The following is an 18,540-nucleotide window of genomic DNA, read 5'->3' as shown; positions in this document are numbered from 1 at the left end:
GAAAAAGCGGCTCTCCTTATGATTCAAGCGAGCCGCTTTTTCCGTCACGAGTAACACTGTAAACATCAATCATTTGATCCCATTTTGAAATGGTTTTTTCTTTTTTCATCCCCATTTTCATTGCGACCTTGACTGACGCTTCATTGTCAGGGCGAATTAAGCTGACCATTCGCCTCACCTTCATTTCGTCAAAACCATACGCAAGACAGCCTTTTGCAGCCTCAACAGCATATCCTTTTCCCCATGCCGACCTCTTTAGCATATAGCCAATTTCAAGCTCTGTTTGTCCTTCGACGTTTTGGAGAACAATTCCGCTTTGACCAAGCGGTTCCTTCGTTTCTTTTTCTTCAATGATCCACAGGGACGTATGAAATGTGCGGTCATTCTTTTGATTCCAAGCAATCCACTCTTTTGTCTGCTTTTCATCCTTTAGTGAAGGATAATACTTCATGACCTCTGCATCTTGGAATAGCTTTTCATATAAAAAAGGCGCATCGTCTTCATCCATTGTTCTCAGTCTGAGACGCTCTGTTTCAAGCACGATCCGTGTTTGATGTGCCATTTTTTATCCCCCCTGCTTACTTGCTAAAAATATCTCCGAACAACCCATTTGAATCTGGGGCAAAGTAATGGAACCCCGCACCCGTTAAACTAGCAGCTAATGCGGTCCACATGATTAAACTGACCGTCATCCACACAGTGACTTGTTTTCTTTTCGTACCGAAGCTCATACACATAAAAGCCGCTAAATGACTGCCAATGATAAAAGGACCGATAAGTGCCAAACCAGGGAGACCATACCGTTCCCAAACCTTTCTGGCTTTCAGCTGTTTTTTCTCTCCTTTTTCATCATGTTTCTCCTCTTTCCTCTTCAGCCACCACGCTTTAAATCGGTCCACGAAGACGATGAGTAGCAAGACGGTAAGAAAGTTGCCGACGAATCCAATAACTGCCGTTGTCACAGGATGCAGACCACTTAAAATCCCCAGCGGAACGACACCAACCACTTCAAAAAAAGGTAAAGCAGCCAATATAAAAACGAGTACATACCCCCATACAATATCCAATCACAGAACCCCTTTTCATTTTTGTCCTCTTCTCATTGTAAAGAAAAATGTGATCCCATATCTACATTTTTTTAGAAAAAGAAAAGCACATCGCAAGTGATGTGCTCTATCTACATTAAATGTTCATTTTTCTTGTTTGTTTTCTGTAAAAAAGCGATTGTGAGCAAGACTAAAATCACAATGGATACCAGACTTGTGAAAAGAAGCATCAGAGGTGATGTCCATCCAAGCCATTCGAATAGGAGCTGCGGCCCAAAGAAGATCACCGGAATGAGCGACACCATATTGGCTTTTAAAATGGCATTCAATAAGACAATACACAGCAGCAACAGAAGAATGACGCCCCATCTTTGGCTCGAGGTCAACACAAGTAAAGGAGTACCAAGTTTTTGGTCCAATAATTTCACTGTGATCAAGGCTGTCATCTGAAAAACACCTAATATCCAAAAGTAAAAGAATGCCCTCCTGCTTGTTTGAAAGGCAGAAGCTCTAAACATCACAATGGTCATGATCACATTGGCCACTATGATTAGCGGATAACCAATGAGTGCATACCAAGAATACGATAAACTTTGACTGATGGCATCTGCTAACATCATGTAAAAAAGAGATCCAATTAAAAAAGCACTGACAAACGGAACCCAGTCTTTATGATTTCTAGAAAGCTCTTTCGCTAGCTCATCAGCAAAGCCCCGTGGATCTCCGCCAAATACATCTTCCCCTGTTTTCCCATCTTTCTCAGCTTCGACAGCGTGTGTCGTTAATTCATCCATCACTTCGTCGATCTCGTCCTGATTTTTCCCTTTTGATATGAGATAGAGTTGCAGCTCTAATAAGATGTGTCTCGTTTCTTTTGTTACCATCTTCTCACTTCCCTTTATGTAATAATCGCTCTACATTCCCTGACAGCTCATTCCATCGCATGGTAAAATCCGTCAGCGCTTCTTCGCCTCTTTGTGTCAGCGTATAGTATTTCCTTTTCGGCCCACTCGCCGATGCTTTTGTGGACGTATGAACCAGCTGTTCTTTTTGCATGCGCAGCAAGATCGGATAAATACTGCCTTCACTAATTTGATCAAACCCATAGTGCGCAAGCTTCTTTGTCATTTCATAGCCATAAATTTCACCTTCAGAAATAATCGACAGCAGGCATCCCTCTAAAATTCCTTTTAGCATTTGTGTTGATTGTGTCATCATCGATCCTCCGCTTTCAGTACCTTGCATGACAAGATAGTTTGATCTTACCACACACTATCTTGCCATGCAAGATACCGGCTCAGAAAAAAATCACCGCTTAAAGGGTGATTTTTACGCCCAAGGCTTATCCGTCCCAAGTGCGTCAGCCAAAGCTTTACTATGCTTCCGGCGGCTTTTTCTTTCCTCTGCCCGCTGCTTCGCTGTTTGATGAAGCATGATTTCTTCCTCTGTTTCCGGCATGACTTGTGGAACTCGTTTTGGCTTCCCGTTTTCATCAAGCGAGACAAAGGTAAGAAATGAAGTTGCTGCGAGTCTGCGCTCTCCAGACATCAAGTTTTCCTTAATGACTTTGACGAATACTTCCATAGAAGATGTGCCGACCCATGTCACATAAGATTCTAAGCAGACGGACTCTTTCTGTCCAATCGGCTCTAAAAAATCAACTGAATCCATTGATGCGGTGACTGTTTCACTACGGCTGTGTCTTGCTGCCGAGATGGAAGCAATGTCATCTATATAACTCATTAATTTCCCGCCAAATAACGTTTGGTGGTTATTCGTATCGAGGGGGAATACCCTGCTGGTTTTCACAACTTTTGATTCCTTGCAGTATTTGAAATTTTCTTCACTCATCGTCATAGCTCCTTCTTGCTGTTTTCGTTGATGCGGAACGACTTTTATTAAACACTATTCTATTAGGTTTGTCTAAACTTTTTGCTTTAGTCTCTCATGAGAGATTTTCTTTCGGAAATGTTTCAACATTTACTAGAAGGAGGAATAATATAACTATCGATAAACAAGGAGGCCCTTTGATGGATTCTATGAAATCAGAGAAAGTGTATAAAACGCCGCAATGTATGAGTGAATATGATGATTTACAAGAAGTCCTCTTATGCAGTCCAATTTATATGGAAATTAAACAGATCATCAATGAAACCCAAAAGCATTTTGCAAGAGAAAATATTTCTCAAATCAAAGCCCTCACGCAGCATAAGCAATTCATCCAAACGCTGAAAAACCATCATGTCCGGCCTGTCCTTCTTCCTGCAAATGAACGTTTCCCTGAACAAGTCTTCACTCGGGATATTGGATTTACAATTGGACAAACTTTATTTGTTTCAAACATGGCAGCCCCTGTCAGACAAGGAGAAGAACATTCCTTAAAAGAATGGGCACAGACAAAAGGATGGACAACCATCACGCTGGATGATGGAACGATTGAAGGCGGCGATGTGCTTGTAGACCAAACCCGGGTATTTGTGGGGATCAGCAAAAGAACAAATCTAGCCGCCATCCAGCAGCTCAAAAAAGAACTGCCGAATCACGACATCATTCCTATTCATCTTCCTTCTCACATTTTGCATCTTGATTGTGTGATGAATATTCTTTCTCATCATGAGATCTTGATTTACCCTGAAGCTTTTACGGAAAAGGATCTTCATATGCTCAAAAAGCATTATGATCTCATTGAAATAAGTGAGCAAGAGCAGTTCACACTTGGACCAAATGTGTTGTCCATTGGTCAGAAAAAAGTCATCAGCTTACCAATCAACCAAGAAACAAATGCTGCATTAACAGCCCGCGGCTACACCGTCATTGAAGTAGATTTTTCAGAAATCATTAAATCCGGCGGCTCTTTTAGATGCTGTACATTACCTATTAGGCGTTCATAAAAGCCAAAAAGCCAGCTTGTCTACTCGCTGGCTTTTTAAATGCTTACCTTCTTCCCTCTATCTATTTCCTATCATATAAATGACAAGCCACTTCATGTCCTTCTTCGACTGCTTGTAATACTGGCTTTTTGTCCGCACATACATCCATTGCAGCAGGACATCTTGTCCGAAATACGCAGCCGCTTGGCGGATTCACTGGACTTGGAATTTCTCCCTTTAAAATAAACCGCTTGCGTTTATCTTCCACATCAGGATCTGGAATCGGGATAGCAGACAGCAATGCTTGTGTATATGGATGAAGCGGTGTTTTATATAAAGCATCACTGCTAGTCATCTCCACGAGATGTCCTAAGTACATGACACCGATTCGATCGCTAATATATTTAACCATCGATAAATCATGGGCAATAAATAAAAACGTCAATCCTTCTTCTTTTTGCAGTTTTTTCAGCAAATTCACGACCTGAGCTTGAACGGATACATCAAGTGCAGAAATCGGCTCATCTGCCACGATAAACTTTGGCGATAAGGCGAGTGCTCTAGCAATCCCTATTCTTTGCCTCTGACCTCCGCTGAATTCGTGAGGATAGCGTGTAGCAAAATCATGACTTAGCCCCACTGCTTCAAGCAGTTCCTTCACACGCTCGAGTCTTTTCTTTTGACTGCCATACAATTGGTGGATCTCCATCGGTTCTAGCATAATATCTTTTACAGAGAGCCTAGGATTTAAAGAAGAATACGGATCTTGAAACACCATTTGAATTTGCCTATTGAAATCAAATGATTCTCGGTTCGATAAGTGATGGAGACTTTTTCCTTCATACAAAGCCTCACCTTCTGTCGGGTCATAAAGCCGCATGAGCACTTTTCCAAGTGTAGATTTACCGCAGCCTGACTCACCAACAAGACCAAAGGTTTCGCCTTGTTTCAGCTGAAAGGTGACACCATCTAATGCTTTTAGCGTTCTTCCTTTCGATAGATGAAAATGCTTTTTTAAGTTGTTGACTTGCAGAAGTGGTTCACTTCCCATCACATCTCCCCCTCTCAGCTTTCAAATACCGCCTTGTTCCTGCCCATTCCTGTTCATATGAAGTACCAGAAAGAGAAAGGAGTTCAATCTGTCTGCCCGTTTTAGGCGAGTGAAGCATCATGCCATCTCCTGCATACATCCCTACATGGCGAACTGCTCCCTTCCCATTGTCATTGGCAAAAAACATGAGGTCACCTGGCGCCAAATGGTTCGATGCGACTGGAGTTCCTTGAACTGCTTGGTCACTTGCGTCTCTCGGTAATAAACATCCACACGCTTTGTACATGCTGTAAACAAAACCCGAACAGTCGTAGCCATAGCTGCTCATGCCGCCCCACAAATATGACAGTCCAATAAATTGTTTTCCTATAGCTAAGGCATCCTTACCGCTCATAGAAGAAGGTGATGAAGCACTGCGCACATCTTCTTTTTTGATTTCTCTTCTTCCTACTGGAGTTAGAACATCAAAGGAATCGCTCATTTCTTCAACAGGTGTTAGTTCTGTTAAAAAACTAACCTCCATATCCGGTGTTCCGTTTTGATATAAAACCGCTTTTTTCTGACAAACAATCAAGGGACTAGCAGGTGGTTCACTCTCTGATACTTCATTTAATTGCTCTACAGGGATATAACCTGGATAGCCTTGCGGGTGTTTCCGGCTTGCCTGCTGCGGGATGACAACTTTCATCCAGCCATCTGTTTCCTCCAGCCCAATGACTCGTTCGCCAAGCAGTACTTGGGTTTGAATAAGATTTTCTTCACATAAGGCCAATTTCTGTTCATATGTTTGCTCATCAATCCATTCTTTGATCTGGACGGAACTTTGAAGAACGTGTCGATCTATTTCTCTCGGTGACTGCGGTGCTGTCCATATATTTGCGACTGGAACCTTTGATTCATATAACATCATAAGACCCCTTTCACTCTTTGAATGCCTAACCCATGATGCGGCGGAAAGAGAATATCTTTTCCTTGATAGATAATTCCTCCGTCTATTAAGTCCTCTTTGAGCATAAGCGGCGCATCAAAATCGTAACGGGTAATATTCGGTTGGCTTGCAGCAAGATGAGCGGCTGCGGTAATCCCTAGTTTTGATTCGATCATACTGCCAACCATGCACTTGACGCCGTATGCTTCTGCTAAACTATTGATTTTCAGCGCTTTTTTGATACCGCCTGTTTTCATTAATTTTAAGTTGATGAGATCACAGCTTCTCGTTTCTAACACCTTGATGGCATCATGGAGGCTAAAAATACTTTCATCTGCCATAATCAATGTGTCTGTTGCTTCCGTCACCCGGCGCAGACCCTCGATGTCTTCTTTAGGCACTGGCTGCTCGACTAGTTCAATATCGAGTGCCTCCATTTTTCGAATGGCGACAATCGCTTCCTTCCATGTCCAGCCTTGGTTGGCGTCAAGCCTGATTTGAATATCCGGCCCGACTTTTTCTCGAATCCGTTTGATCCGCTGAATATCCGTATCTATATCATCTTTTCCCACTTTGATCTTTAAGGTACGAAAGCCTTCAGCTGCATATTGCTTCGCATCCTCTGCCATTTCTAGCGGACGGTTGACACTAACCGTGTAATCCGTTTCCAGCTGATCACGATAACCACCAAGATATTGATAAAGCGGCAGGCCAGCCTGCTTCGCTAAACCATCGTAAATCGCCATATCTATTGCAGCCTTTGCACTCGTGTTTCCTACAAGTACACGGTCGATCGCTGAAAAGATTTGTTCATATTGTGACAATGAGGCCCCAATCAAGATCGGCCTCATCACAGCGCAAATAGCATAGTCGATGCTTTCCAGTGTTTCACCTGTAATGACCGATGTCGGGACTGCCTCTCCATAGCTGACATCGCCTTGATCATAGGTGATGATCAAAATAAGAGATGCGGCGTCATACACCGTTCTTAATGCTGTTTTGAAAGGCTTCTTTAGCGGTACATTCGTTCTGCATGTGCGAACATCTACGATTTTCATTTGATCGCCTCTTTCGCTGCAACACCTGGGGAAATATGCAGTTTTTTCCCTGTAGCATCTAATGTAGCGTGCACGCCGATTGGAATGGCGAAGTTTGGAGATGAATGACCGATCCGAAAGCCGCCAAGTGCAGGTTTCTGTTGCGGGACAATATACGTCTCCCATAACTGATCCAGCGTTAACGACTGCTCTTTCTTTTTCGGCTCACATTGATGAAAATCACCAATGATAAATCCCGCCGCATCATGTAATTTTCCTGCAGAGGCTAAGTGTTGTATCATTCGATCGATTTTATATGGTTCTTCGTCTATATCTTCTATCAATAAAAGCTTCCCCTTTGTATCAATTTCAAAAGGTGTACCAAGTGTCGTGACAATAAGGGCAAGATTTCCTCCGGTGATTTCGCCTGAAGCCGTGCCATGATAAAAAGTGTGAAGAGGTGACAGGTGGTTCGTATACGAAAAGGCTTTTGGAGTGAATAGCTGTAAAAAGGTATCCTTTGTATACGGATGAACCTCTTCAAGTCCCACATCAGAGGAGAGCATTGGACCATGAAAGGTCACAAGACCCGTCTGCTGCTGAATGGCTGTATGTAAAAACGTAATATCACTGTATCCCCAAAAGATTTTTGGATTCCGGCGAATCAAGTCATAATCAATGGCTTCTGCAATTCTTCCTGTTCCGTATCCTCCGCAAGCACAAATCACTGCCTTCACGTCTGGATCTTGAAACATGTGATGAATATCTTCCACTCGTTCATGATCATGACCTGCTAAATAACCATACCGGGAGTCGATATACTTCCCCTTTTTCACCTTTAGCCCTAAGCTTTCTAAAAAAGAAATACCTCTTGCTAATTTCAGCTCATCAGGCGGACTTGCTGGTGCAATGATTCCCACTGTATCTCCTGTTTGAAGTGCCACTGGCAGATGGTTCATGCCAATCCCCTCTTTCTCTTCGTTTCTTTCAATCTATGGGCATCTTCTTCATAACATGAACAAATAAAGGAACAGACGCTTTTTTCAAAGCGTCCCGTTCTCTCATTTTTTCATTTACTCTCCATCAACCTGTGCCCATTTCAAATCAATGTAACCAACCGGATGACGCACAATGCCCTTTACGCCTTCTTTTTGTAAATAGACTTGGTTATAAAAATGAATGGGAATGATCGGTGCTTCTTCCATCAGAAGTGCCTCGGCATCATGCAGCATACGATTTCTCTTTTGTTCATCTGCTTCTTGACTCGCCTTTTTGATCAGCTGATCATACGTATCATTTGACCAACCTGTCCGGTTCATCGCATTTCCTGTTTGGAAGCTCTCTAAGAAATTGATTGGGTCTGCATAGTCAGCTAGAAATGAACTTTGCGAGAATTGGAATTTGAGTGCCTTTTGATCTTCTGCAAACACATTTGCTTCCAAGTTGGCAAGCTTCACATCTACCCCTAGCGCTTCTTTTAATTGTTGCTGAATGGCTTCTGCTTTTTTCTTATTTTCAGGCTTTGTACTATATGTTAATGTGACGGGCGGCAGCTTTGAATAGTTCTCTTCTTTCAACCCTTTTTCTAATAGTTTTACAGCTTCACTCGTATCATGTTTGACAAGGTCGCCGCCAGCTTCTCTGAAATCTTCACCCTTTGAATCTAAAATTCCTGGTGAAACGAAGGCACGTGCTGGCTTCTCTTCATTTTTCGTCACATACTCTACAATATCCTGAGGATTGATCGCCATTTGAAAGGCTTTGCGAATGTTCTTATTTTGAAAAGGCTCCATGTTGACATTTAGACGATAAAAAAACAGCCCTGCTTGATCCTCAATTTGCACATCTTTGCTTTTTAACAGGTCTTCACTTTGTTCTGCCGGAACGAAGGCCGTATCTAAATCTCCTGATTGATACATTTGATAATCTGTGTTTCGATCACTGATCATGAGCCATTTCACTTGGTCTAGCTTGACCGTTTGTTTGTCCCAATACGTGTCACTTTTTTCCATTGTAAAGCTTTCATCATGCTTCCACTCTGTCAGCTTAAACGGTCCATTGCCGACAAAGGTTTTCGCATCCTTGGCCCAGTTCGGGTCCTTTTCCGCTACCTTCTCATTCACTGGGAAAAAGGCAGGGTTTGCCGTCATATTTAAGAAAGATTTCTGCGGGTATGCTAGCTTGACCTCTAGCGTTTGATCATTAACAGCCTTAACTTTTACATCTTCTTTCTTCCCTTTTCCGCTGTTAAACGCTTCGCCCCCTTCAATCATATAAGCTAAGAATGCCGCAGAAGAGCCCGTCTTTGGATCTAGCAGCCGCTTCCACGCATATTCAAAGTCACTTGCTTTGACTGGATCACCATTTGACCACTTAATCCCATCCCTTAAATGGAACGTGTACGTTTTTCCGTCCTTTGAGATGTCCCATTTTTCCGCCATGGCAGCAGATGGTTCGTGCTTCTCATTCAGTCTCGTTAATCCTTCCATTAAGTTATTGAGCCCTTGCCAGGACACATTATTAAAACCAATGGGTGGATCAAATGATGTCGGTTCGTTTTCGTTATTTAACGTTAAAACTTTCTCTTCACCCTTGCTTGAAGATCCTTTACCTGCTTGCTCATTGGCTGTACATCCTGCAAGCAGCATCACTGCGATAAAGCACATACCGAGAATCCAACCTGTTTTTCTCATGAAAAACTCCCCCTTTGTGTTGAAGATAAAACCGTTTGCTTCGCTCGTTCATCTTGAAGCCAGCAATGTACTGCATGTGTAGGTGAACGCTGCGTTTCATGCGGCATAATATGATCACACACTTTCATCGCAGACGGACATCGATCGGTGTATGGACAACCTTTTGGCGGAGCAAATAAATCTGGCGGGCTTCCTTCAATAGGAATGAGTTCATCTTTCATATCCAGCCTTGGAACGGATTGCAGCAGCCCTTTTGTATAGGGATGCTGTGGACTGTAAAAGATATCTCGCCTTGTCCCAACTTCAACGATTTTCCCCCCGTACATGACAGCCACTCGATCAGCGACTTGTGCTACGACCCCTAGGTCATGTGTGATTAAAATAATCGTCACGCCTGTTTTTTTCTGAATCTCTTTAAATAGTTCTAAAATCTGCGCCTGTATGGTGACATCTAGTGCAGTTGTCGGTTCATCTGCAATCAGCACCTTCGGCTCACAAATAAGAGCCATTGCAATCATAAGCCGCTGCCTCATGCCACCGCTGAATTGATGCGGATATTGCTTCAGCCTCTCTTTCGGCTGCGGAATCCCCACCAAATCAAGCATACGAAGCGCCTCTTCTTTCACTTCTTTTTTTGTCAACTTCTGATGCACTTTTGCAGCCTCCATCAGCTGATCTCCAATTGTCAGCGTCGGGTTGAGTGCCGTCATAGGATCTTGAAAAATCATGGAGATATCGACACCACGAATGCTTCGCATGTCTTTTTCAGATAATGACAGCAAGTTGCGATCACGAAACCAAATTTCCCCTTGATCGACTTGTGCGCTGTATGCAGGGAGAAGCCGCATGATACTTTGAGACGTCACACTTTTTCCGCAGCCTGATTCTCCGACAATGGCGAGGGTTTCTTTTTCATACACATCCACATTCACCCCGCGTACCGCTTGAACAGAACCGCCATATGTCCGAAAGCTAACATGCAGATCGATAATCCGAAGCATTTTTTTCATCACGCCATCACCTCTTCATCTTCGGATCAAGCGCATCTTGCAAGCCATCACCTAAATTATTAAAGCAAAACATCGTCAGCGAAATAAAAAATGCCGGAAAGAATAAACGCCACCAGTGACCATTATCTGACAGCACTGTCGGCAAGGCATCATTGGCCATCACACCCCAGCTTGCAAACGGCGCTTGAATGCCTAAACCAAGAAAACTTAAGAACGCTTCAGCAAATATCGCTGTCGGTACAGTCAGCGTCATCTGGACAATAATCGGTCCCATCGTATTCGGCAGTAAATTTCTGCGGATGATGCGCAAACTTTTTGCGCCAAAGGTTTTCGAGGCAAGGACATATTCTTGGCTTTTCAGCTGAAGGACTTGACCTCTCACGATTCTTGCCATCCCGATCCATCCTGTGACAGTGAGCGCCACAATAATAGTGACAAGGCCAGGCCCCATCAGAACCATCAATAAAATGACGACGAGTAAATACGGCAGACCGTAAAGCACCTCGACAATCCGCATCATGACATGGTCATACTTCCCGCCTTTATAGCCTGCAATACCGCCATAGATGACACCGATTGCAAAATCAATGAGAGCGGCCATCACGCCCACAAATAATGAAATGCGTGCGCCGTACCAAGTACGTGTAAACACATCACGTCCAAGTTCATCTGTTCCAAACCAGTGAGCAGCTGACGGTGGCAAGTTTTGCATGGAAAGCCGCTGTTCTGTCACACTATTCGGTGCCAGGAGTGGGCCTAATACAGCCATGACGAAAAGAAAAATCAGCACCGATAAACTAAACATAGCGAGTTTATTTTGTTTTAACCGTCGCCAAGTATCTGCCCAATACGAAAGTGAGGGTCTTTTAATGGCATGGACTTCAGATGTCTTTTGTTCTTTAGGAGCAAACCATTCATCTGGCACTTCATGCGCTTGATTCGTTTGATCATGCTGAAGGTGTATACTCATGCCTTTCCTCCTTTCTGATGCAGCTGGATCCTTGGATCAAGCAGACGATATGTCACATCTACAATGAAAAGAAGGGTAATTAAGATGATGCTGTAAAAAACAGTGGTTCCCATGATGACAGGATAGTCACGGTTGTTAATACTCTCGACAAAATATTTTCCCATTCCAGGGATCGCAAATATTTTTTCAATCACAAAACTGCCTGTTAAAATACTTGCGACAAGTGTGCCAAGGATCGTGACAACAGGTAAAAGTGCATTCCGCAGGGCATGTTTAAACACAATTTTATAAGGGGAAAGTCCTTTCGCTTTTGCAGTTCGAATATAGTCCTGCGACAGCACTTCAATCATGCTCGATCTCGTTAACCGGGCAATGATAGCCATTGGACCTACCGCCAGTGCAATGGTAGGAAGCACCATATGCATTGGACTTGTCCACATCGCTGTAGGAAAGAGCTTTACATTCACAGCAAGCTGCTGAATTAATAAGGTAGCAAAGATAAAGTTTGGTATGGATATACCGAAAACAGCAATCGTCATGGCGATATAATCAATCAAGCCATTATGCCGGAGGGCAGCCATGATTCCGAGCAAGATGCCGGAGATGACAGCAATCAAAATAGAGATAAGACCAAGTTCTAATGAGACTGGAAAACCTCTCGCCAATAAATCATTGACACTTTCAGAAGGCTTTTTAATGGAAGGACCAAAATCAAAAGTAACGATGGATTTTAAATAGATCATATATTGAACATAGAGTGGTTCGTCTAAGTGATAGTAGCTTTCGAGGTTTCGCTGGACAGTTTCGTTTGTATTTCGTTCTTCATTGAAGGGCGATCCTGGGATGACCTTCATTAAAATAAACGTTAACGTCGTAATCGTTAAAATCGTGGCAATCATCGCAATCAAACGCTTGAGCAAAAAGCTGGTCATCTGCCGTCTCCCCCTCGCTTAACAAAATGTTGTACGTGCGGCAAGCTCTGTCATGACAAGCATCGCTTGGTAGGCTTCTAATATATTCTCTGCTTGGTACGTCACCGTTGTTGTCCCATCAATAATGGCAGTACCAGGCATTAAATTCGCCCATTCAGCTTGTCCATAATTGGCAAACTCAATCTTCAGCAGCGGCTGATCAGGAGGCGTCAGCGGCTTGATGTGATGAATCTCTTTCATTGCGACTTCCACTTGCTGAGAGATTAGTTGGTTGACTTTGGCAGGAGTAAGACATTTCACAGCAGATCTTGAAATGGTTTCTTTTACCGCCACTGTTTTCACGCCAGGCATTAACTTTTCGGCTTCAAGTGCCGCTTGATCGTCTCCGCATACAAGAATGACTGGAACACCATAATAGCCTGCGACATACGCATTAAAGCCCATTTCACCAACTGGATGATCATTTATGTAAAAATGTCTGACACCAAAAATCATACTGTGAGACATCACACCTTTCATTGATGCCCTCGCATGGTAGCCTAAAAAAACAGCGGCATCATACGTTTGATCTAATCCTTGAACCATTGAATAAGGCTTTACATCCCCTGATATGAGAGATGCTTCCTCATGCAAATCTTCAATCAACAGATTATTCATTTTAGAATGGCTATCATTCACTAAAATATCGGTCGCCCCATGTGTAAGAAGAGCTTCTACACAGGCGTTCACTTCACCTGTCATGATTTTTCTCCCGCGCTCATAATTGTGCTGGCGGCTATCAACAAATGTATGATCAGCTAGACCAGTAATTCCCTCCATATCGACTGATACATAGAGCTTCATCCCCATCCCCCTTTAATTAAACTTAAAATTTGTGTATATTTTTCTAAATTTTCTAAAAAATTATATGAGAACTTGATTGATTTTTCAATACAATGTCTGAAAATAAGGAAATTAGACTCAGGTAATACAGGTCAAAAGAATTGATGCGAAAGGATTTATTTTACAGAAAAAACACCACTAGCTATGTCTTTAGTGGTGTTTGTCTGATTCATCGATTTGCGATTTTAGCTGCGCATATTTTTTCATCGTTTGTGTAAACAAGTCATCGAACATTTGCGGTGCCTGCTGCTGGATGACTGCAGCGCCTTCTCCTGTAATCCCGCCTTTTGTTGCGACCCTGTTCACCGTTTCAGCAAATGTCAGTCCATGTTCAACAAGTACTTGTCCTGTACCGAGCAGCGCATATGTTAAAAATTCATAGGCTTCTTCTAAAGAAAGCTCACTATTCCGAACAGCGGCTCTCGCCATTTCTTCAAAGATTGCTGCAATAAAGCCCGGAGAAGAGCTTGTCAAATTACTCGCCGCATCAAACCGGTCCTCTTCCACTTCCCTGACGATACTAAAAGCTGAAAGCAGGCGGTGGAGTCGTTCTTGTGCCTCCTGTCCAGCAGTTTTACCATGCGCCACAAGGGATACACCCGTCCCTACGGCTGATGTCAAAGTGGGAATGTATCTAGACACCGGCTGATTCGTATGTTGCATTAATTTGTCTAACGTGACAGCCGCTGCCACTGATACGATATGAAGAGATGTCTTTGCGGGGCTCAGCTGATCTAAGACATCAAGTACAGCAAGCGGTGGTACACAAACAAACACGACATCACATGATGCAGAGATGTCATCTAAAGAGCAAATGTTGACATGCTGGTTCTTCTCTTTCAGCTGTTGCAGCCGCTCCGTTTCACTTCTTGTATGGATCATAAATTGACTGGCATGAAGTACTCCTTTGTCCAGCCATTTTTGTACCATCATATCTGCCATGCTTCCATATCCAATGATTCCAATAGTCTCCACAGTTTAATCTCCTCTATTTTGCTTAGATTCACTACTTATTTTAACAATTTCCCACAATGTTTTCATTTTTATCCCACACTTTTTTCTTACGATAAAGTCAGTATCCACCACACACGGTCAATCACCTTACACACATACATGTAAAAATCGATGAAAGAGAGTGATCTTGATGACACATCACAAAGATGAAAAACACACTTCTTATGAATTACAAACCATTGAACAGCCGAAACAAAAGCAGAAGAAGCCAAGTGGCTGGCTGAAGCCATTTGTCAGCGGGATTGTAGGAGGTACGTTAGCGTTAGGTGTTTACGTTCTAACTCCATATGCTCAGCATTCAGAAAATAGTTCAACTGATTCGTCAACGAAAACAGCCGCTGTATCGACAAATGATACAAGTACAAATTCGTCAAAAACAACAGCGTCACAAACATCGAATTCGACCAGCAGTATTTCCAGTATGGTCGAAAACGTATCACCAGCCATCGTCGGCATTACAAACTATCAAACACAAAGTCAAACAACCACAGATTTTGGCGATATGAACACACCTTTTGATGGATCACAGCAAAATCAAAACAGCAGCAGTCAAGAACAAGAAAGCGGTACCGGATCAGGGGTTATTTTCAAAAAATCCGGCAGTAAAGCCTATGTATTAACAAACAACCATGTGATTGAAGGAGCAAATAAATTAACAGTCTCCTTGCATAATGGCAAGACGGTAGCAGGAAAAGTGGTCGGTTCTGATCCGCTGACTGATCTTGCTGTCGTGGAAATTAGCAGCAGCGGCGTTACAAAAGTCGCTGAACTTGGAGACTCCTCATCCCTTCGTGCAGGAGAAACCGTCATCGCAATCGGAAACCCGCTTGGTGAAGATTTATCAAGAACAGTGACACAAGGAATTGTCAGCGGTGTCGATCGAACAGTTTCTATGGATACATCAGCTGGCGAAAGCAGTATTAATGTCATTCAAACAGATGCCGCCATTAACCCCGGTAACAGCGGCGGACCGCTTTTAACAACAGACGGAAAGGTTATGGGGATCACCAGTATGAAAATTTCTGAAACAGGTGTGGAAGGTATTGGGTTTGCGCTCCCAATCAATGATGTCAAACCAATTGCAGAGCAGCTTCTCACAAAAGGAAAAATCGAACGACCTTATATCGGTATCAGCATGCTGGATCTCGAACAAGTACCAGATGCTTATCAGAAGGAAACGCTTGGACTGACAAGCAATCAGCTGGATAAAGGCGTGTACGTAAAAGAAATCGCTGCTGGCTCACCTGCTGAAAAAGCTGGATTAAAGGCAGAGGATGTCATCACCGCCATCAATGGCAAAAAAGTGACAACCGGCAGTGAATTACGCCACGAGCTTTACACGAATGCAAAAGTAGGAGATACCATCAGCATCACACTCGTTCGTAATGGAAAAGAAGAAACAAAACAAGTGACATTAACACAATCTGAATCAAAGCAAGTCAGCTCTTAACGAAAAAAGCAGCTCATAAAAATTGAGCTGCTTTTTTCATGTTCACTTGATTGGGACCAATCTTTGTTCAATTTCTGCTCGTTTGTGCTCTAAAAATGGTGGAAGTGCTAATTGATCACCAAGTTCATCCACGCTTTCATCCACTGTGAATCCCGGACCGTCTGTTGAGATTTCAAACAAGATGCCATTTGGCTCTCTAAAATATAGGGCTTTAAAATAAAAACGTTCTACAACACCAGAGTTGGTGAAACCGGCTTTGGCTATTTTATCATGCCATTTTTCAAGCTCTTCTGCGTCCGCTACACGAAAGGCTACGTGATGAACACTCCCTCTGCCAGATCGCTCAGCAGGTCCTTCTGCTTTTTCAATGACATGAATCTCTGTTCCAGCTCCGCCTTGTCCTGATTCAAAAATCGTCACGATTTCCCCATCATTTGATTGTTCACGTGCTTTTTCTGTGAAACCAAGAATACTCGTTAACACACTGATCGTTTTATCTGCTTCTGCAACTGTTAATTCTACTGGTCCCAAACCTCTAATCGCAAAATCAGCAGGAATCTCATTATGCACTGGTGGCTTCGCTCCATCTTGCATGCTTGGTTCTACAGTCAAAAACAGCTGCTGTCCTTCTGGATCTGTAAATTTCAAGGCAGGTCTGCCGCCTCTTAAAGAAGCTGTTTCTTTCTTTACACCTTTTTCTTCAAAGCGCTTTTCCCAAAAGGTGAGTGCCTCTTCTGAAGTGACAATCAGACCTGTGCGTGAGATCGCATTTGTTCCGTCCAGCCGGCGGGCGAGCATCGGTATTTCAAAAAACGTCAGCTCTGTACCAGGTGAGGCGACCTCATCTCCATAAAATAGATGATACATCGATGGATCATCTTGATTGACTGTTTTTTTCACCAGTTTTAAGCCAAGGATTTGGCGGTAGAAATCAACGTTTTTCTGAGCATTTGCTGTTAGTGCTGATACGTGGTGAATCCCATTTATTTTCATTGTGTTCACTCCTATTATAAAATATCTCGAATTCAAGATAATATCCTTATGAATAAAATAGGTCATTTTAGAAGAAAAGTCAACCATTCGACTGCATCTTTATTGGATGTTCGGTTTTCGCCCATTAAATTAACATTACATCAAAAATATTCTTATATTGTTCGCTTTTAAGATAACATTCATCCTAATATCTCCAATAAACGAACACTTTTAAATACAAATACGAAAATCAGAAAATTTTTTTAATTCTTGTTTTCCTAAAATCGTATTACAATGAACAAAATACATGTCACAGTAACGTACGAAAGTGATGCAGGAGGTCGTGTGTAATGAACAAAGAACAACCAGCGTTAAAACAAGACATCGGCTTATTTTTTGCCCTATCTCTTGTCATCGGAACAATTATTGGATCTGGCGTTTTTATGAAGCCTGGCAACGTCCTTTCTTATTCAGGAAGCTCAGGCCTCGCCTTATTCGCATGGCTGTTAGGCGGGATCTTAACCCTTGCAGGCGGACTCACAGTCGCTGAAATTGGTACACAAATCCCACGTACTGGCGGTTTATATGCCTATCTTGAAGAAGTATACGGTGAATTTTGGGGCTACTTATGTGGCTGGGTGCAAATTATTATTTACGGACCAGCGATTATTGGTGCTCTTGGTCTTTATTTTGGTTCATTATTAGCTAATTTATTTTCTCTTTCTTCTTTATGGGCTACAACCATTGGCATTATCACCGTTCTTTTTTTATGTGTGATCAACATCATGGGAACGAAATACGGTGGCTTTGTCCAAGGACTGACCACGATCGGAAAGCTTGTTCCAATTGCAGCAATTATTGTGTTTGGCTTATGGAAAGGAAATGAACATATTTTCACAGCCGTCAATGAGAGTATCGCACAAATGAACTTCGGTGCAGCAATTTTGGCGACGTTATTCGCCTACGATGGCTGGATTTTGCTTGCAGCGCTTGGCGGTGAAATGAAAAATCCAGAGAAACTGCTTCCTCGCTCGATGGCAGGCGGTATTTTAATTGTCACAGCATGTTATCTCTTTATTAACATCGCCCTTTTGCACGTGTTACCAGCTGATCAAATCGTTCAACTAGGTGAAAATGCAACAAGCACAGCTGCTACAATGCTCTTTGGTCCAATTGGCGGTAAAATTATTAGTATCGGAATCATCATTAGTATCTTTGGCTGTTTGAATGGAAAGGTTCTTTCGTTCCCGCGTGTCATTTTTGCGATGGCAGAACGAAAACAAATTCCGTTTGCCAAAGCCATTTCACGCATTCATCCTACTTTTCAAACACCTTGGATCGCTGTATTTGTACAGATTTTGATTGCCATTGTGTTTATGATCGTCAGTAATCCCGAGAAGCTGTCAGAGGTTTCGATTTTCATGATTTACATCTTTTATGTGATGGCCTTTTTCGCTGTCTTTAAGCTAAGAAAACAAAACAAGGGAATGAAGCGCGCTTATAGCGTACCACTTTACCCGCTCACACCGATCATTGCGATTATCGGCTCTTTCTTTGTCTTAATCAGCACCATGATCACCGATTGGCAAAGCTGCATGATCTCCATGCTGATCGGCATTGCCGGACTGCCGATTTATTACTATATGAAAAAAACACAAAATAAAGCAGAGCGCTAAGACAGCCTC

General features: G+C 42.7%; 19 protein-coding genes. 3 read left to right on the top strand and 16 right to left on the bottom strand.

Annotated features, from left to right (window positions below):
• Window positions 1-16 precede the first annotated feature (16 nt).
• The 5 genes from AC0VYC_RS06255 to AC0VYC_RS06235 form a co-directional block, all read right to left on the bottom strand.
• Complete coding sequence (locus AC0VYC_RS06255; RefSeq protein WP_017359129.1) at window positions 17-562, bottom strand: GNAT family N-acetyltransferase; 546 nt, start codon at window positions 560-562, stop codon at window positions 17-19.
• A gap of 16 nt (window positions 563-578) precedes the next feature.
• Window positions 579-1,067, bottom strand: a complete 489-nt coding sequence (locus AC0VYC_RS06250) for a small multi-drug export protein (protein WP_007498817.1) — start codon at window positions 1,065-1,067, stop codon at window positions 579-581.
• 110 nt (window positions 1,068-1,177) lie between these two features.
• Window positions 1,178-1,930: an HAAS domain-containing protein gene (locus AC0VYC_RS06245; protein ID WP_142154844.1), complete on the bottom strand. Its 753-nt coding sequence runs from the start codon at window positions 1,928-1,930 to the stop codon at window positions 1,178-1,180.
• A gap of 4 nt (window positions 1,931-1,934) precedes the next feature.
• Window positions 1,935-2,261, bottom strand: a complete 327-nt coding sequence (locus AC0VYC_RS06240) for a PadR family transcriptional regulator (RefSeq protein ID WP_017367090.1) — start codon at window positions 2,259-2,261, stop codon at window positions 1,935-1,937.
• A 114-nt stretch (window positions 2,262-2,375) separates the two neighbouring features.
• Entirely contained in the window at window positions 2,376-2,897 is a 522-nt protein-coding gene (locus tag AC0VYC_RS06235; RefSeq protein ID WP_008346212.1) for an acyl-CoA thioesterase, read from the bottom strand.
• Window positions 2,898-3,076: 179 nt separating this feature from the next.
• Between AC0VYC_RS06235 and AC0VYC_RS06230 the strand changes: the two genes are divergently transcribed.
• Window positions 3,077-3,937, top strand: coding sequence for a dimethylarginine dimethylaminohydrolase family protein (locus tag AC0VYC_RS06230; RefSeq protein ID WP_035700470.1), 861 nt, complete (start codon window positions 3,077-3,079; stop codon window positions 3,935-3,937).
• Between the two features lie 61 nt (window positions 3,938-3,998).
• Here the strand turns inward: AC0VYC_RS06230 and AC0VYC_RS06225 are convergent, their stop codons facing one another.
• The 10 genes from AC0VYC_RS06225 to proG all read right to left on the bottom strand — a co-directional run bounded on the left by AC0VYC_RS06225 (window position 3,999) and on the right by proG (window position 14,394).
• A complete protein-coding gene (locus tag AC0VYC_RS06225; RefSeq protein ID WP_008346217.1) occupies window positions 3,999-4,967 on the bottom strand; it encodes an ABC transporter ATP-binding protein in 969 nt (322 codons plus the stop codon).
• Window positions 4,957-5,874, bottom strand: a complete 918-nt coding sequence (locus tag AC0VYC_RS06220; protein WP_475390020.1) for a C40 family peptidase — start codon at window positions 5,872-5,874, stop codon at window positions 4,957-4,959. The genes AC0VYC_RS06225 and AC0VYC_RS06220 overlap by 11 nt, the downstream gene beginning before the upstream one ends.
• Complete coding sequence (locus AC0VYC_RS06215; protein ID WP_475389711.1) at window positions 5,874-6,953, bottom strand: dipeptide epimerase; 1,080 nt, start codon at window positions 6,951-6,953, stop codon at window positions 5,874-5,876. The genes AC0VYC_RS06220 and AC0VYC_RS06215 overlap by 1 nt, the downstream gene beginning before the upstream one ends.
• Window positions 6,950-7,891 (bottom strand): S66 peptidase family protein, encoded by a 942-nt coding sequence (locus AC0VYC_RS06210; RefSeq protein ID WP_475389709.1) that lies wholly within the window; start codon window positions 7,889-7,891, stop codon window positions 6,950-6,952. Before AC0VYC_RS06210 ends, AC0VYC_RS06215 begins: the two co-directional genes overlap by 4 nt.
• A 114-nt stretch (window positions 7,892-8,005) precedes the next feature.
• On the bottom strand, window positions 8,006-9,625 hold the full coding sequence (locus tag AC0VYC_RS06205) for a peptide ABC transporter substrate-binding protein (protein WP_475389707.1): 1,620 nt from the start codon (window positions 9,623-9,625) through the stop codon (window positions 8,006-8,008).
• On the bottom strand, window positions 9,622-10,635 hold the full coding sequence (locus AC0VYC_RS06200) for an ABC transporter ATP-binding protein (protein WP_007498841.1): 1,014 nt from the start codon (window positions 10,633-10,635) through the stop codon (window positions 9,622-9,624). The genes AC0VYC_RS06205 and AC0VYC_RS06200 overlap by 4 nt, the downstream gene beginning before the upstream one ends.
• Before the next feature lie 7 nt (window positions 10,636-10,642).
• On the bottom strand, window positions 10,643-11,605 hold the full coding sequence (locus AC0VYC_RS06195) for an ABC transporter permease (RefSeq protein ID WP_024719611.1): 963 nt from the start codon (window positions 11,603-11,605) through the stop codon (window positions 10,643-10,645).
• Window positions 11,602-12,537: an ABC transporter permease gene (locus tag AC0VYC_RS06190; RefSeq protein WP_048001639.1), complete on the bottom strand. Its 936-nt coding sequence runs from the start codon at window positions 12,535-12,537 to the stop codon at window positions 11,602-11,604. The genes AC0VYC_RS06195 and AC0VYC_RS06190 overlap by 4 nt, the downstream gene beginning before the upstream one ends.
• 18 nt (window positions 12,538-12,555) lie before the next feature.
• Window positions 12,556-13,380: a M55 family metallopeptidase gene (locus AC0VYC_RS06185; protein WP_274660228.1), complete on the bottom strand. Its 825-nt coding sequence runs from the start codon at window positions 13,378-13,380 to the stop codon at window positions 12,556-12,558.
• 189 nt (window positions 13,381-13,569) lie between these two features.
• A complete protein-coding gene (gene proG / locus AC0VYC_RS06180; protein ID WP_475389703.1) occupies window positions 13,570-14,394 on the bottom strand; it encodes a pyrroline-5-carboxylate reductase ProG in 825 nt (274 codons plus the stop codon).
• Between the two features lie 169 nt (window positions 14,395-14,563).
• Between proG and AC0VYC_RS06175 the strand changes: the two genes are divergently transcribed.
• Window positions 14,564-15,883 carry a S1C family serine protease gene (locus AC0VYC_RS06175; protein WP_475389701.1) on the top strand — a complete coding sequence of 440 codons (1,320 nt, stop codon included), beginning with the start codon at window positions 14,564-14,566 and terminating at the stop codon, window positions 15,881-15,883.
• Between the two features lie 42 nt (window positions 15,884-15,925).
• Here AC0VYC_RS06175 and AC0VYC_RS06170 read toward each other — a convergent pair whose 3' ends face one another.
• Window positions 15,926-16,876, bottom strand: a complete 951-nt coding sequence (locus tag AC0VYC_RS06170; protein ID WP_400912668.1) for a ring-cleaving dioxygenase — start codon at window positions 16,874-16,876, stop codon at window positions 15,926-15,928.
• Window positions 16,877-17,205: 329 nt separating this feature from the next.
• Here AC0VYC_RS06170 and AC0VYC_RS06165 point away from each other — a divergent pair, with 329 nt between their 5' ends.
• Complete coding sequence (locus tag AC0VYC_RS06165; protein ID WP_475389698.1) at window positions 17,206-18,531, top strand: APC family permease; 1,326 nt, start codon at window positions 17,206-17,208, stop codon at window positions 18,529-18,531.
• Window positions 18,532-18,540 lie beyond the last annotated feature (9 nt).

The organism is Bacillus sp. iso_77 (genome assembly GCF_056173625.1).
Note: the sequence above shows the minus strand (reverse complement) of the source record. Positions and strands in the feature narration are given on the sequence as shown.